The organism is Nocardioides sp. GCM10023255, assembly GCF_042653125.1.
Lineage (GTDB): Bacteria > Actinomycetota > Actinomycetes > Propionibacteriales > Nocardioidaceae > Nocardioides.
Genome location: NZ_JBHSHU010000003.1, coordinates 80,443 through 95,333, shown reverse-complemented (window position 1 = coordinate 95,333; position 14,891 = coordinate 80,443). Strand labels below are relative to the sequence as shown.

Genomic DNA, 14,891 nt, shown 5'->3' with positions numbered 1-14,891 from the left:
CGTGGCCGGGGAGCCGGCGACCCGACCGGTGCCCGACCTGCGGATGCCGGCGCTCGGCGCCGCCGCGTGGGTGGGAGCCCTGCTGGCGCAGTGGGTCCCCGGTCTGGGCGTGGTGGCGGTCGGCACGGCGCTGCTGGCCTGCCTCGCAGCGCTCCGCCGTCGGGTCCTGCCGCAGCACAGGTCGACCGCGGCCGGCATCGTGCTGGTCCTGGTGGCTGTGGCGTGGGTCGGGTCGGTGCGCCACGAGCAGGTCGCCCGCAGCCCCGTCGCCGCGCTGGCCCGGGAGGGCGCCGTCTCGACGGTCGAGGGCACGGTCACCGCCGACCCGCGGGTGACGTCCGGGCGGTTCGGCCCCCAGGTGCTGGTGCGCCTCGAGGTGCGCCGGGTCACCGGCCGGGGTGCGACGTACGACCTCGCCGCCCCGGTGCTGGTGATCGCGGACGAGGCCTGGCAGCAAGTGCCGCTCGGTGCCACGGTCCGGGCGTCCGGGCGGCTGTCCGCGTCGAGCGGACCCGACCTGGCGGGGGTGCTGCTGGCCAGGGGGCCGCCGGAGACCCTGGTCCGGCCGGACGTGTGGTGGCGCGCGTCCGGAGCGGTGCGGGCCTCGCTGCGCGCCTCGGTGGCCGAACGGCCGCCGGAGCAGCGGGCCCTGGTCCCGGCCCTGGTCGACGGGGACGACGGCGGCGTCGACGACGCGCTCGCCGACGACTTCCGGACCACCGGGCTCACGCACCTGCTGGCCGTGTCCGGGACGAACCTGACGCTGGTCGTCGGGTTCCTGCTGGTGCTGTCTCGGTGGGCGGGGGTGCGTGGGCGCTGGCTCCACGTCGTGGGCGCGCTCGGGATCGCCGGTTTCGTGCTGCTGGCGCGGACCGAGCCCAGCGTCGTCCGGGCCGCGGCGATGGGCAGCGTGGGACTGCTGGCGATGGCGTCCAACGGTCGTGAGCGCGGGACCCGCGCCCTGGGGGTCGCGCTCGTGGTGCTGCTGCTCGCCGACCCCGGGCTGGCGACCTCCGTCGGCTTCGCGCTGTCGGTGCTGGCGACGGGCGGCATCCTGCTGCTCGCGCCCGGGTGGCGGGACGCCCTGTCCCGCTGGATGCCGCGGTGGCTCGCGGAGGCCGTCGCCGTCCCGGCGGCCGCCCAGCTGGCCTGCACGCCCCTGGTGGCGGCGATCTCGGGCCAGGTGAGCCTGGTCGCGGTGGCGGCCAACCTGGTCGTGGCGCCGGCGGTGGGACCCGCCACCGTGCTCGGGCTGGCCGGCGGGCTGCTCGGGCTCGTCTGGGCGCCGCTGGGGAGACTGGCGGGCACCCCGGCCGCGTGGTGCGTGGGCTGGGTGGTGCTGGTCGCCCGGCACGGCGCGGCGCTGCCCGGCGCGGCGCTCGACTGGGGCGCCGGTGTGCTCCCGCTGGTGCTGCTGACCGCGCTCACGGTGTGCCTGGCCCTGGTGGCCCCGCACCTCCTGGGGCGCCGCAGCACCGGGCTGGGCTGCTGCGCCGTGCTGGTGGTGGGGGTGGTCGTCCCGCCGCCCACCCCGGGCTGGCCACCGGACGGCTGGGTGATGGTCGCCTGCGACGTCGGCCAGGGCGACGCGCTGGTCCTCAACGCCGGCCCGCACGCCGCCGTGGTGGTCGACGCCGGCCCGGACCCGGGTGCGGTGGACGCGTGCCTGCGCCGGCTGGAGGTGAGGAGCGTGCCGCTGCTGGTGCTGACCCACTTCCACGCCGATCACGTCGACGGTGTGGAGGGAGTGCTGGACGGCCGACGCGTCGGCGCCGTCGAGACCACGCGCCTGCTCGACCCGCCGGGCGGCGTACGCCGGGTGGACCGGGCCGCGGGTGAGCTGGGGCTCGTGGCGGCGCCTGCGCCGTTCGCCGCCACCCGGACCGTCGGCGCCGTGACCCTGCAGGTGCTGTGGCCGCCGGCCGACTCGCCAACGACCGGGCCCGGCGACGGCAGCACCGCCAACGAGGCGAGCGTGGTGCTGCTGGCCGAGGTGCGCGGCGTCCGGCTGCTGCTCGCCGGTGACGTCGAGCCCGAGGGCCAGGCCCGGCTGGCAGCGCTGCTGCCGGGCCTGCACGTCGACGTGCTGAAGGTGCCCCACCACGGCAGCCGTTATCAGGACCTGGACTTCCTGCTCTCCTTGGGGGCGCGGCTGGCTCTCGTCTCGGTGGGCGCCGACAACGACTACGGGCACCCCGCCACCACGACGCTGGCGCCGCTCTCCGCGTCGGGCGCGCGGGTGCTGCGCACCGACCTCGACGGCGACCTGGCGGTCGTCGAGCGCGACGGACGCCTCCTCTCGGTCACCGGCGGCTGAGCACCCCGATCGGTGCGTCGGCGGCCTGTGGGAGGCTGTCCGCACCATGGCCGGCCCCTCTCAGATGCGCGCAGCAGACGTCCTCGCCCGGGTCACCCTCGTGACCGGCAAGGAGGAGTTCCTCAACGAGCGCACCGTCGCCGCGGTCCGCCGGGCGGTGCGCGAGCACGACCCGGATGCGGAGCTCTCGGAGACGGGCGCCGCCGACCTGACCCTGGCGACGCTGGGGGAGCTGGCCGCGCCGTCGCTGTTCTCCAGCGTCCGCTGCATCGTGGTGCGCGGCCTGGAGAACCTCCCCGACGAGTCGGTCGAAGGGCTGCTGGCCTACGCCGCCGCGCCCGCCGAGGACGTGGCCCTGGTGCTGGTGCACGGCGGCGGCCCGAAGGGCAGCGGCGTGCTCACCAAGCTCCGCAAGCTGGGGCCGGTGACCGAGTCGAAGTCGGGCGACCTGCGGGCGTCTGAGTACCCCTCCTTCGTGGCCGCCGAGGTCCGCGGCCACGGGTCGCGGATCGACAACGAGGCGGCGGCGTTCCTGATCCAGGCGGTGGGCCAGGACCTGCGCTCGCTGGCGGCCGCGGCGCACCAGCTGACCAACGACTTCCCGGGTCAGCCGCTGAGCATCGACCGGGTCAAGCAGTACTTCGGCGGCCGGGCGGAGGCGAAGTCGTTCGCGGTCGCGGACTCCGCGTTCTGGGGGCGCCGGGAGGCTGCCCTCGAGGAGCTGCGCTGGGCCCTGGACGCCGGGACCGCCCCGGTGCTGGTGACCTCGGCGTTCGCGGGCGGGGCCCGCGGGGTCGCCCGCTACAAGTCCGCGCCGCGCGGCATGCGCGACGCCGACCTGGCCCGCGAGGTCGGGGTGCCGCCGTGGAAGCTGCGCACCATCCGTGACCAGGCCCGCGGCTGGTCCGACGGCGGGATCGCCCACGCCATCCGGGCGGTCGCCCGCGCCGACGCCGACATCAAGGGCGCGGCCAGCGACGCGTCGTACACCCTCGAGCGGCTGGTGCTCACGATCACCGGCCTGCGCGACCACCGCTGACCAACGGATAGTCCGGCACGTTCTCAGCCGTGCTGGAACGGAAACGTGCCGGACTATCCGTCGGGAAACGCAGAAAGGCGCCGTCCCCGGGGGGACGACGCCTGAGTGCGAGGGGCCTCAGAGAGAGGCGGCCTTCTTGGCGATCGCCGACTTGCGGTTGGCGGCCTGGTTCTTGTGGATGACGCCCTTGGAGACGGCCTTGTCGAGCTTGCGGGCGGCGTCGCGGCCGGCCACGATCGCGACCTCCTTGTCACCGGCCTCGGCGGCCTCGCGGAACTTGCGCACGGCGGACTTCAGACCGGTCTTCACGGCCTTGTTGCGCTCGTGACGCTTCTCGTTCTGCTTGTTCCGCTTGATCTGGGACTTGATGTTCGCCACTACTGCGCCTTCGTCGTAGGTGTGGGATGTTGCTGAGCTCTTGGTGCTGTCGGCGCTCCAGCCAGGGTGCTGGCGCCAGACACGCGACGAGAAAGACTAGCAGCGGCGCGCTCGGCCGCCCAAATCGTGTGGTCGGCGACGCTCACGCCCAACCACGCCGCTCGCACAGCCACTCCCAGACGACCTCGCCCTGCCAGCGCTGCACGTCTCGGACGTACGGCGAGGTGGGCGGCACCGGGTCGCCGGCGGACTTGAGGAAGTAGCCCGTCACCAGCGCGAGCACGATGTCGACGTGCTCCGCGGGGACCTCGCGGGTGAGCGGGTTCGTGGCGAGCACGGCCTCCACGTCGAGGCCGTCGCCGCGCGGGCCGATCAGGAGCAGCAGGGTGTCCAGCCAGGCGGCGCCCACCACCGGCCAGTTCCAGTCGCACATCAGCACCCGGCCGTCCGCGGCCAGCAGGATGTTGTCGTCGCGGACGTCGGTGTGCACGACGGTCGTCCCCGCGGTCACCTCGGCGAACCGGGTCGCCAGCGCCGCGGCCTCGTCGAGGTGCGACAGGTCCGGACGTCGCGTGCGCAGCACGTCCCAGTACGCCGGCCAGTCGGCGAACTCGGTCGCGAAGTCGTCGAGGCCCAGCTGCACCGGGGCCGGCGTCAGCGAGGAGGCGACGTCCCCCAGCATCGTGAGTGCGGCCTCGAGGTCGCGCTCGCGCCACGGGCGACGCGGGCGCCGGGCGTCGACGTACTCCGTCCCGAGCACCACCCAGTCGTCACCGTCGTGGGTCCACAGCAGCCTCGGCGCCGGTGCCGCTCCGGGCAGGGCGCGGAGCTTGCGGGCCTCCTCGCGGTAGGACTCCGCGAAGGGGCGCTGCGCCTTGAGCGAGGCCGCCTTGACGAAGTGCCGGCCACCGTCGGCGCAGGTCAGGACGGAGGCGAACCCCGGCGTGAAGCCCGCGGTCTGCGAGTCGGCCGAGACCACCGGCGACCCGGTCCGGCGCTCGATGAGGGCGCGGACGTGCGGCGGCAGGTGCGCCCACTCCAGCCGGCGGGCGGTCCGGCCGTGGGGGATCGTCGTCGGGATCACCGGTCCATCCTTTCCCAGGGGCGCGACTGCGAGCCAACCGGTCGCCCCGCCACGCGGAGATGTCCGAGCAGCTCTCTCCGGGGCAGCCGCTGCGCGACTCGCCGGCATCGTGGGACCGGGACTGGGTACGAGCCGACCCGGACCGCTTCCCGCGTTGATCGACCTCCGTCCTGACAGGAGCACCATGACCACCGTTGCCGAACTGCTGATCGAGGCACTCGCCGAGCACGGGGTGACGCAGGTCTGGGGCGTGGTCGGGGACGCCCTCAACCCCGTCACCGACGCGATCCGCCGCGAGGACCGCATCGAGTGGGTCGGGGTGCGGCACGAGGAGGCCGGCGCGTTCGCCGCGAGCGCCCAGGCGCAGCTGACCGACCGGCTCGCGGTCTGCATGGGCACCGTCGGGCCGGGCGCCATCCACCTGCTCAACGGCCTGTACGACGCCAAGAAGTCACACGCGCCGGTGCTCGCGATCTGCGGCCAGGTGCCGCGCGAGGAGATGGGCAGCGACTTCTTCCAGGAGGTCGACAACGACGTCCTGTTCGCCGACGTCTCCGTCTTCAACCGCACCGTCACGAGCGTCGACCAGCTGCCGCTGCTGATCGAGCAGGCCGGCAACGCCGCGCTGCAGCAGCGTGGTGTCGCCGTGCTCACGCTGCCGGGCGACGTCGGCGGGCTCGACCTGCCCAAGGGGACGACGCTCCCGCGGTTCGTCACCGACCTGCCGGCGGTGCCGCCCAGCCGGGACTCCCTCGCCGCGGCTGCGGCCGCCGTCAACGCCGCGGACTCGGTCACCCTGCTGGTGGGCCAGGGGGCCCGCCACGCGCGGGCCGAGGTCCTCGAGCTGGCCGAGCGGCTGTCGGCGCCGATGGTGCTGACGCTCAAGGGCAAGGAGGGGCTCGAGGCGGACAACCCCTACGAGGTCGGCCAGTCCGGCCTGCTGGGCAATCACGCCAGCGCGGTCGCCTTCGAGGGCTGCGACGTGCTGGTCATGGTCGGCACCGACTTCCCCTACAAGGACTTCTTCCCGCAGGGCAAGGTCGTCGTCCAGCTCGACGTCGACGGCTCCCACATCGGGCGGCGCACGCCGGTCGAGCACGCGGTCGTCGGCGACGCCCGCCTCGGGCTGCAGGCGCTGATCCCGATGCTGGAGCCCAAGGAAGACCGCGGCCACCTCGACAAGGCGCGGTCGTCGTACGACTCCTGGCGCGAGCGGCAGCAGCACTTCGTCGACCCCGACTACGACCGCAAGCCCAAGGGGCTGCTGCGGCGCAAGGTCGACAACCCCGAGTCCCGGATCCGCCCGGAGCTGCTGGCCGAGATGGTGAACCGGTACGCCGCCGACGACGCGGTGTTCACCTCCGACACCGGGATGGCGACGACCTGGCTGGCGAGGTACGTCCGGATGACCGGGACCCGCCGGCTCGTCGGGTCCTACAACCTCGGCTCGATGGCCAACGCGATGCCGATGGCCCTCGGCGCGGCGGGCCTGGACCGGTCACGGCAGGCGGTGGCCTTCTGCGGTGACGGCGGCCTGTCGATGCTGATGGGTGACCTGATCACCGCGGTGTCCCACGACCTGCCGGTCAAGCTGGTCGTGTTCGACAACGGCCGGCTGGGGATGGTCAAGCTCGAGATGGAGCAGGTGGGGCTGCCGGAGTTCGGGACGGTCCTGCACAACCCCGACTTCGCGCGGGTCGCCGAGGCGGTGGGGCTGCGGGGGATCCGGGTGGAGGACCCGCACGACGTCGAGGCGGCCGTCCGGGAGGCCTTCGCGCACGACGGACCGGTCCTGCTGGACGTGCTCACCAACCCCGACGAGATCGCCGTGCCACCCAAGCCGACGCTGCAGCAGGGCTGGGGCTTCGCCATCGCCAAGACCCGGGAGTTCGTGGACTCGCCCGAGTGAATGGAAGAATGGACCCCGTCCATCCCTTCCTCGACGAGAGCAGTTCGTGGCCACCTCAGCGACCGCGCCCCGACCGGGCCACACCGATCCCGCGATCATCCGCAACTTCTGCATCATCGCGCACATCGACCACGGCAAGTCCACGCTCGCCGACCGGATGCTGCAGCTGACCGGAGTCGTCGACGAGCGGGCTGCCCGCGCGCAGTACCTCGACCGCATGGACATCGAGCGCGAGCGCGGCATCACGATCAAGAGCCAGGCCGTGCGGATGCCCTGGACCGTGCCCGCGGACAACGAGCAGGGCGCCGAGCCGGGCACCTACGTCCTCAACATGATCGACACGCCCGGCCACGTCGACTTCACCTACGAGGTCTCCCGCTCGCTCGAGGCCTGCGAGGCCGCGATCCTGCTCGTCGACGCCGCCCAGGGCATCGAGGCCCAGACGCTGGCCAACCTCTACCTGGCGATGAACGCCGACCTGCACATCATCCCGGTGCTCAACAAGATCGACCTGCCCAGCGCCAACCCCGAGAAGTACGCCGCGGAGCTGGCCGGCCTGATCGGCTGCGACCCCTCCGAGGTGCTGCAGACGAGTGCCAAGACCGGCCTGGGGGTGGAGGCGCTGCTCAACGAGATCGTCAAGCAGACCCCGCCGCCGGTCGGCGACGCCGACGCCCCGGCCCGGGCGCTGATCTTCGACTCCGTCTACGACACCTACCGTGGCGTGGTCACCTACGTCCGGGTCGTCGACGGCAAGCTCACCCACCGCGACCGGATCAAGATGATGTCGACCGGCGCGGTGCACGAGATGCTCGAGGTCGGCGTGATCAGCCCCGAGCCGGTCAAGGCCGGCGAGATCGGCGTGGGTGAGGTCGGCTACCTCATCACCGGCGTGAAGGACGTCCGCCAGTCCCGCGTGGGTGACACGGTGACCGCCCAGCACGGCGGCGCGACCGAGCCGTTGGGCGGCTACAAGCACCCCAACCCGATGGTCTACTCGGGCCTCTACCCGATCGACGGCGACGACTACCCGACGCTGCGCGACGCACTGGAGCGGCTCCAGCTCAACGACGCGGCCCTGACCTTCGAGCCGGAGACCTCCGGCGCGCTGGGCTTCGGCTTCCGCTGCGGCTTCCTGGGCCTGCTGCACATGGAGATCACCCGCGACCGGCTGGAGCGGGAGTTCAACCTCGACCTGATCTCGACCGCCCCCAACGTGGTCTACGAGGTCACGATGGAGGACGGCACGGTCCACACCGTGACCAACCCCAGCGAGTACCCCGAGGGCAAGATCGCCGAGGTCCGCGAGCCCGTCGTGCGCGCCACCATCCTCAGCCCGGCCGACTACATCGGCACGATCATGGAGCTGTGCCAGACCAAGCGCGGCAACCTGCAGGGCATGGACTACCTGTCCGAGGACCGCGTGGAGATGCGCTACACGCTGCCGATGGGCGAGATCGTCTTCGACTTCTTCGACCAGCTGAAGTCGCGCACCAAGGGCTACGCCTCGCTCGACTACGAGCGCTCCGGCGAGCAGGCGGCCGACCTGGTCAAGGTCGACATCCTGCTCCAGGGCGAGCCGGTCGACGCGTTCTCCGCGATCGTCCACCGCGACGCGGCGTACTCCTACGGCGTGATGCTGGCCGGCAAGCTCAAGGACCTGATCCCGCGCCAGCAGTTCGAGGTGCCGATCCAGGCTGCGATCGGCGCCCGGGTGATCGCCCGCGAGAACATCCGGGCGATCCGCAAGGACGTGCTCGCCAAGTGCTACGGCGGTGACATCACCCGCAAGCGCAAGCTGCTGGAGAAGCAGAAGGAGGGCAAGAAGCGGATGAAGATGGTCGGCCGGGTCGAGGTGCCCCAGGAGGCCTTCATCGCCGCGCTCTCCAACGCTCCCACCGCCGAGAAGCCCGGCAAGAAGTAGCCCGTTGGCGGAGATCCGACGGGCCACGGGGGGCCAGGACTGGACCGTCATCGCCTGGCTCTGGCAGGCCTACCGGCAGGACCTGGCGCCGATCGTGGGTGCGTTCCCGCGCAGCGACGGTCGCTACAACCACGCCTGGCTCGACGACTGGGCGGTCTCCGAGGATGCGGCCGGCTACCTCGCCCACGAGGGTGAGGCGCCGGTGGCGTTCGCCGTCGTGAACCGGCTGCGCGAAGGTCCACGCGGCATCGGTGCCTTCTGGGTCGCTCCCGTCGTACGTCGCTCGGGTCTCGGTCGGAGGCTCGCGCTGGACGTGATCGGCCGCCACCCTGGCCCGTGGGAGATCGCCTTCCAGGACGAGAACGTCGGCGCCGGCCGATTCTGGCGGGCGATCGCCGACGAGGTGTTCGACGGATGGACCGAGGAGGCCCGGCCGGTCCCCGGCAAGCCCGAGGTGCCGCCGGACCACTGGATCTCGGGGACCACCTCGGGCGGGTGAGCCCGGACGGCCACGAGGTTTCGGCCGCAGGTGGTCGGGGTAGCCCATGGACGCCGGTCCGAACCAGTGATGACCGGGAAACGGGGGATGTGATGGCTGACGAGGTGAAGGTGTCCTGGCAGGGCATGGAGCAGCTGGTCTCGCTGACCAACGAGCAGTACCTCAACCTGTCGGAGGCATCGGGGTTCACGTGCTCGGGGCAGCTGGCGAACACAGGTGCGTTCAGTGGCTTCCTGAGCCTCTTCAGGGGGAGCTACCAGGACGCGCTCGACGCGGTCACGGCCAGCCTCGACGACGCCATGACGGCGGCCAAGGCGCTGTCGGACCGTATCGGCGACGTCCGTGACGACCTGCGGCACACCGACCACGGCGTGGAGGTCCTGCACGCTCGGCTCGAGACCCAGGTCGAGTGCCAGGGGTACTCCCCGGGGGACGGCGGAGGCGACGTCCCGCAGCTCCCCGACAACCTGGTCAGCCTCAACAACCAGCTGGACGTCGACACCCCCATGAGCGGCCCGCCCGTCCCCGACTTCGTGCACCAGCACGCCGCCTCGACGCCGGCCGCCCCCCTGGACCTCGTCGACAACACGCTGAGCCTGATGGACGACGCCAACGGGATGGGTGACGGCCTCGACCACGCCGACGACGCCGACGAGTACGTCCACCAGCACGGAGGCCGCCGATGACCGCGCTCACCGTGCACCTCGTCGACCCGACGACGACCTTCACGCCCAGCTCGGCAGGCGGGGAGGGGCCCCTGATCGATGAGCTGCGCGACAACTGCGGCTTCGTGATCCAGGGCATCGACTGGGTCCTGCGCCAGGTCGGTATCGACCTGATCGCCGCGATCTTCGACCCCATCGCCGGTGACTACGACGCGGTGGACGCGATGGCGGCCAACTGGGGCGTGCTGGGTGCCGGGCTCGGGCAGATCGGTGACAACTACACCGCGCTGACCGACGCCGTGTCCCAGGTCTGGACGGGCCAGGCCGCCAGCGCCGCGACCGGGAAGCTGGGTGACTTCGCCGGAGGCTTCGCCACCCAGGCCGAGGGAGCTCGCCTCGTCTCGACCGCGATGCAGGACATGCTCGTCGCCACCAAGGCCGTGGTCGAGCTGATCGCCGACACGCTCTCGATGGTCGACGACCTGGTGGTCTGGCTGGTCAGCAGCTGGCTGCGGGCGGCGAAGGAGATCGCCACCGGCGGCGAGACGATCCGCAAGATCGTCAGCCTGGTGAACCGTGCGATCGATGCCGTGCGGACGCTGAAGGACGTCGTCCCGCCGCTGCTCCAGGCATGCGCGCTGATGTCGGCGATGATGAAGGCGCTGGACACCGTGTTCCTGATCGGCAACGTCTCGGCCAACGCCAACAGCGGCAGCAAGGTCGACGACATCGCGCAGGCGGGGTTCTGAGATGGCCGCGCACGGGCCCGAGGCCGAGCTGGCCGAGCTGCGCACCGTCGTCCTGCGCGCACGCGAGCAGGCCATGCAGGTGACGCTCACGGCACAGCGCGCCCGCGCCGCCCTCCAGGCCGAGCGCGACCGGCTGAGGCAGCAACGGGACGACAGCGAGCGGGCGCTGCGCGACGACCTGCGCGCCGGCCGCCTCGACCCGGGGAGCCGGCAGGTCGCCGAGCGGTTGGAGCGGGGCGAGACCAGCTGGCGCGCGGTGCTGAGCGGTCAGGACGACGAGCGCTCGTCGTCGCAGTTCCGCGAGTCGGTCGGCGAGCGGACCCGCGCCATCGTCGCGGAGCTGCGCGAGCACGACCCGGAGTTCAGGCGGGCGCACGACACCGCGCTCGAGCAGGCAGGCACGGACGGAGAGAGTCGGAGATGACCCAGGACCAGGCGGTCGGGACCGAGCAGCACATCCCGTTCAAGGCTGCGCTCCACAGGGCGTGGCGCTCGTCGTCCACCGGCACCGTCCGGTACGCCGGTTACGCGTTCGGTGCCCTCGTCATGCTGGGCGTGCACGTCGCCATGTTCGTCGTCGCGGACAACACCTGGTCGCTGATCGCAGTGCCCGCCCTGCCTGCCGCCGCCTACTTCATCCTCGCAGGATGGGTCTACGGCCGAGTCTCGTGGCGCGTCCTCGGGCTGCTGCTGTTCGTGCTCGGGGCGATGGTGCCCTTCTACCTGATGTGACGGCACCTGATGTGATGGCGGAGTGAGCCCTCACCCGCAGCTGCCGCCGGGGGTGCTCGCCTTCGCCGAGCGCGGACCCGACTGGGCCGGGTTCGTGGACCGTCTCCCCGGGCTGGTCCGGGAAATCCTCGGCGAGTGGGAGCTCGTGCCGGACGGCGCCCCGACGCACGGGTTCTGCGCCCTCGTGCTGCCGGTCCTGGCCGCCGGTGAGCCGGCGGTGCTCAAGATCGGCTTCCCTGACGACGAGTCCGAGCACGAGCACCTCGCTCTGCAGCGCTGGGGCGGGAACGGCGCCGTCCGTCTGCTCCGGGCGGACCCCCGGCGGCGCGCGCTGCTCCTCGAGCGTCTGGACACCGCGGACCTCGCGGACGCCTGGGACCTCGACGCCTGCGAGGTCGTGGCCGGGCTCTACAGCCGGCTGCACGTCCCCGCACCGCCGCAGCTGCGCGCCCTCACGTCGTACGTCGAGCGGTGGAACGCCGGGCTCGCGGAGCTGCCGCGCAACGCGCCCGTGCCGCGCCGACTGGTCGAGCAGGCGCTCGCCCTCGGACGCGACCTCGTCGCGGACCCCGCCAGCACGGGCACGATGATCCACGCCGACCTGCACTACGCGAACGTGCTCGCCTCGGACCGCGACGGCTGGCTGGCGATCGACCCGAAGCCGGTGAGCGGCGACCCGCACTACGAACCGGCTCCGATGCTCTGGAACCGCTGGGACGAGGTGACTGCTGCCCCGAGCGTCCGTGCCGCCGTGCGGTCCCGGTTCCACGCGCTCGTCGACGGCGCCATGCTCGACGAGGACCGGGCGCGGGCCTGGGTGGTCGTCCGCATGCTGCACAACGCCTCGTGGCGGCTGGCCGACCCTCCCGGGGCGGAGCGCCAGATGTCGGACGACGACTTCCTGACCATGTGCATCGCGATCGCCAAGGCCGTGCAGGACTGACCGCGCGGACTCGAGCAGATGGGAGGTGCTCCGTGCCGTCCGGGACGGTGTCGCCCCGCCCGCTGCTGCCCGGGCCGGCCTCCGGCCGTCGAGGAGCGCGTCACTGTTGCAGGTCGCAGCGTTCCGTTGCGGTTCCACGTCCCTGCGCGAGTCCGATGGCGCGGGTCGCGCTGCACGACATCGAGCGATGGCTCGGGGCGCACCTCGGGCATCCGTAGCAGCGCGCCGGGTGTCGGGGTGGCCGGCGGGCTTCGCCGAGGTGCCCGAGGTGCGGGACCTGCGCCGGGCAGCACGGCAGGCCCGATCGCCCGGTGGGTGCCGGGTGGTCGGGCCTGCGGTGCTGCTCGTATGGCTAGTTGGTGTCGAGGCGGATGGTGCCGTGCGGGGTGACGAGGTAGCTGCGGCCGTGGGGGCCGTGCCACTCATACGTGCCGTCGCGTCTGCGTCGGTACCGCCAGCGGCCGGAGGTCTTGCAGCGGTGATGTCGCCGGCACAAGGGGGCGAGTCGGTCGGGTGCGGTCTGCCCCGGTGGTCCGCCCTCGTCCATCGGGATATAGGGGCGATGTGGTCGAGGTCGGATCGTCTTGCGTCGATCTGGCACCAGGGGAAGACGCAGTGCCCGTCGCGGAGGATGACCAGCTCGGCCATCCAGGGTGGTGGGTCGTGCTGGTCGACCGCCACCGTCGAGGTGAGGTCGATGACCGGCTGGACGGTGACGCGGGAGCGGCCGACCCAGTCCTTGATCAGGTCGATGGTGGCGGGGCCGAGCCGCTCGACGGTGCCGGTCACCGTCCCGCTCGTGGCGGCGCCGGGCTCGGTGGTGGGGCAGCTGGAGGCGAGGTCGGCCAGGTGGAGGTGGAGGTAGAGCCGGGTCCTGGGCGGCCGTGGCTTCACGCGTGTGACAGCGGCTGCATCCACGGGCGCGGCCGCGGGCTGGTCGGTGTCCTGCCCGGTGTCGTGGCCGGTGACGGAGAGGAGGTCGAGGGTGGCCTGCTGGGCGGCGATCACCCCGAGGGCTTTGGCCTTGCGGACCTCGAGCTCGTCCTCATCCCCGAGGGCCTTCAACTGGGCGGCCTGGTCGCAGACGAGGTCGTGGAAGGCGGTCAGGTCGAGGGTGTCGCCGGCGACATCGAGGTAGGAGGTGCCGTCGAACCGGCCGGGGTGGTCGTGCCGCAGGGTGACGTGCCAGCCAGCCCTGCCCTTCTTCTCCTTCTGGGCGATCAGGTCGGGGTCGAACGTCGCGATCGCGTGCGCCACGGTGGTCTCGACCGCCTTCCACCCGCACGACGCGAGCCGGGGGGCGAGCTGCTCGTCCACGTACGCGGCCGCGGCCCGGGAGAGCCGGTGGGTGGCCTGGGCGACCTGCCGGGCCCGGTACGGCTCCACCGCCAACTGCTGCACGAGCCGCCAGATCCGGGGCAGCCGGAACTGCAGGTCCAGCGCGTCCGCGATCAGCGCCATCCCCGCGGCCGTGGAGATCCCCAGCGTCGCGGCGACCGGCTCCGGCGCGAACGCCGCCACCGCCGGGGTCCCCTCCCCGCCCAGGGACTCATCGGTCAGCAGCACGCTGGGTCCGCCCCAGGTCGCCACCCCGGTGTCGACGATGGCGGGGTGCAACACCGCCCACTGCAGGGCCAGCCGGAGCTTGCCCCGCTCCTCGGCACGGGCGCCCTGCCGGCGGATCTCGAGGAGCTCGAGCACGCCGTCCGCGTCGAGGTCGTCGACCTCGACCGGGTCCCAGTTGGCGCCTGTTTCGAACATGCGTCCATGGTCCCAGAAGGCACCGACATCCGTCCCTGCCTGTGGACGCTTCCTGGCCCATCCGGAGAAGATCGAAGGTAGTCCGAGCCGCCGCGCCGAGCGCCGGCAAACGACTTGGCGCGGGTGCCCGGGGCCGGGAGAATCACCCCGTGCCCACCCTCGTCTCCGTCAACGTCGGCCTGCCCCGCGAAGCCGAGTGGGCCGGCATCGGGCGCACGTCGATCGACAAGCGGCCGGTGCGGGGACCCGTGCACGTCGGCCGGCTCGGCGTGGAGGGCGACCAGGTCTCCGACACCAAGCACCACGGCGGGGTCGACCAGGCGGTCTACGCCTTCGCCCGCGAGGACCTCGACTTCTGGGCGGCCGAGCTCGGCCACGACATCCAGGACGGCCAGTTCGGCGAGAACCTCACCACGTCGGGCATCGACGTCAACGAGGCCGAGGTGGGGGAGAGGTGGCGGATCGGCGAGGTCGTGCTGGAGGTCGCGTCGGTGCGGATCCCCTGCAACGACTTCAAAGCCTGGATGGGGCTCTGCGGCTACGAGAACAGGGCGTGGGTGCGTCGGTTCGCCGAGCAGGGCCGCCCCGGTCCCTACCTGCGGGTCCTCGGCGAGGGCACGATCACGCCGGGGGACGAGATCGAGGTGATCCACGAGCCGGGTCACGGGGTCACGGTCAGCACGATGTTCCGCGCCCTGATGAGCGAGCACGCGCTGCTGCCGGAGCTGCTCAAGGTCGACGGCCTGGTGGCCGAGGCCCGCGACAAGGCGGAGAGGTACGTCGCTTCCCTGGGATGAGGCCGGTTCGCGACGTGAATGTCGATCCTCACGTGGGATTGGCTACCGGAGCGTAACCAGGTGATCTAGGTTACTGGCCAGGAAGTCGGCTCGA

Annotated in this window: 14 protein-coding genes; 12 read left to right on the top strand and 2 right to left on the bottom strand. The window is 72.4% G+C overall.

Annotated features, from left to right (window positions below):
* Window position 1: 1 nt before the first annotated feature.
* Both ACFO9I_RS04215 and holA read left to right on the top strand, forming a co-directional pair.
* Complete coding sequence (locus tag ACFO9I_RS04215; RefSeq protein ID WP_379178122.1) at window positions 2-2,317, top strand: ComEC/Rec2 family competence protein; 2,316 nt, start codon at window positions 2-4, stop codon at window positions 2,315-2,317.
* 46 nt (window positions 2,318-2,363) lie between these two features.
* Window positions 2,364-3,356: a DNA polymerase III subunit delta gene (holA, locus tag ACFO9I_RS04210; protein WP_379178120.1), complete on the top strand. Its 993-nt coding sequence runs from the start codon at window positions 2,364-2,366 to the stop codon at window positions 3,354-3,356.
* Window positions 3,357-3,473: 117 nt separating this feature from the next.
* Here holA and rpsT read toward each other — a convergent pair whose 3' ends face one another.
* Entirely contained in the window at window positions 3,474-3,734 is a 261-nt protein-coding gene (gene rpsT, locus ACFO9I_RS04205; protein WP_379178118.1) for a 30S ribosomal protein S20, read from the bottom strand.
* Between the two features lie 142 nt (window positions 3,735-3,876).
* The gene (locus ACFO9I_RS04200; RefSeq protein ID WP_379178116.1) at window positions 3,877-4,818 is read right to left on the bottom strand and encodes a phosphotransferase; all 942 of its coding nucleotides are present in this window, start codon (window positions 4,816-4,818) and stop codon (window positions 3,877-3,879) included.
* Window positions 4,819-5,002: 184 nt separating this feature from the next.
* Between ACFO9I_RS04200 and ACFO9I_RS04195 the strand changes: the two genes are divergently transcribed.
* From ACFO9I_RS04195 to ACFO9I_RS04150, 10 genes are all read left to right on the top strand, one after another.
* The gene (locus tag ACFO9I_RS04195) at window positions 5,003-6,727 is read left to right on the top strand and encodes a thiamine pyrophosphate-dependent enzyme (RefSeq protein WP_379178114.1); all 1,725 of its coding nucleotides are present in this window, start codon (window positions 5,003-5,005) and stop codon (window positions 6,725-6,727) included.
* A gap of 46 nt (window positions 6,728-6,773) precedes the next feature.
* Window positions 6,774-8,651 carry a translation elongation factor 4 gene (gene lepA / locus ACFO9I_RS04190; RefSeq protein ID WP_379178112.1) on the top strand — a complete coding sequence of 626 codons (1,878 nt, stop codon included), beginning with the start codon at window positions 6,774-6,776 and terminating at the stop codon, window positions 8,649-8,651.
* Window positions 8,652-8,655: 4 nt separating this feature from the next.
* Entirely contained in the window at window positions 8,656-9,150 is a 495-nt protein-coding gene (locus ACFO9I_RS04185; RefSeq protein WP_379178110.1) for a GNAT family N-acetyltransferase, read from the top strand.
* Window positions 9,151-9,242: 92 nt separating this feature from the next.
* Window positions 9,243-9,836, top strand: coding sequence for a hypothetical protein (locus ACFO9I_RS04180; RefSeq protein ID WP_379178108.1), 594 nt, complete (start codon window positions 9,243-9,245; stop codon window positions 9,834-9,836).
* Window positions 9,833-10,564 (top strand): WXG100 family type VII secretion target, encoded by a 732-nt coding sequence (locus ACFO9I_RS04175; RefSeq protein ID WP_379178106.1) that lies wholly within the window; start codon window positions 9,833-9,835, stop codon window positions 10,562-10,564. The genes ACFO9I_RS04180 and ACFO9I_RS04175 overlap by 4 nt, the downstream gene beginning before the upstream one ends.
* Before the next feature lies 1 nt (window position 10,565).
* Entirely contained in the window at window positions 10,566-10,988 is a 423-nt protein-coding gene (locus ACFO9I_RS04170) for a hypothetical protein (RefSeq protein ID WP_379178104.1), read from the top strand.
* Entirely contained in the window at window positions 10,985-11,296 is a 312-nt protein-coding gene (locus ACFO9I_RS04165; RefSeq protein ID WP_379178102.1) for a hypothetical protein, read from the top strand. The genes ACFO9I_RS04170 and ACFO9I_RS04165 overlap by 4 nt, the downstream gene beginning before the upstream one ends.
* Window positions 11,297-11,318: 22 nt before the next feature.
* The gene (locus ACFO9I_RS04160) at window positions 11,319-12,239 is read left to right on the top strand and encodes an aminoglycoside phosphotransferase family protein (RefSeq protein ID WP_379178100.1); all 921 of its coding nucleotides are present in this window, start codon (window positions 11,319-11,321) and stop codon (window positions 12,237-12,239) included.
* Window positions 12,240-12,902: 663 nt separating this feature from the next.
* Window positions 12,903-14,081 carry a hypothetical protein gene (locus tag ACFO9I_RS04155; RefSeq protein ID WP_379178098.1) on the top strand — a complete coding sequence of 393 codons (1,179 nt, stop codon included), beginning with the start codon at window positions 12,903-12,905 and terminating at the stop codon, window positions 14,079-14,081.
* 68 nt (window positions 14,082-14,149) lie between these two features.
* A complete protein-coding gene (locus ACFO9I_RS04150) occupies window positions 14,150-14,797 on the top strand; it encodes an MOSC domain-containing protein (protein ID WP_379178096.1) in 648 nt (215 codons plus the stop codon).
* Window positions 14,798-14,891 lie beyond the last annotated feature (94 nt).

What these genes read in the sequence shown, in the direction of transcription:
- ACFO9I_RS04195 (WP_379178114.1), top strand. Translation starts at nt 5,003, where the DNA reads ATGACCACCGTTGCCGAACTGCTGATCGAGGCACTCGCCGAGCACGGG.
- holA (WP_379178120.1), top strand. Translation starts at nt 2,364, where the DNA reads ATGGCCGGCCCCTCTCAGATGCGCGCAGCAGACGTCCTCGCCCGGGTC.
- ACFO9I_RS04180 (WP_379178108.1), top strand. Translation starts at nt 9,243, where the DNA reads ATGGCTGACGAGGTGAAGGTGTCCTGGCAGGGCATGGAGCAGCTGGTC.
- ACFO9I_RS04175 (WP_379178106.1), top strand. Translation starts at nt 9,833, where the DNA reads ATGACCGCGCTCACCGTGCACCTCGTCGACCCGACGACGACCTTCACG.
- ACFO9I_RS04170 (WP_379178104.1), top strand. Translation starts at nt 10,566, where the DNA reads ATGGCCGCGCACGGGCCCGAGGCCGAGCTGGCCGAGCTGCGCACCGTC.
- ACFO9I_RS04165 (WP_379178102.1), top strand. Translation starts at nt 10,985, where the DNA reads ATGACCCAGGACCAGGCGGTCGGGACCGAGCAGCACATCCCGTTCAAG.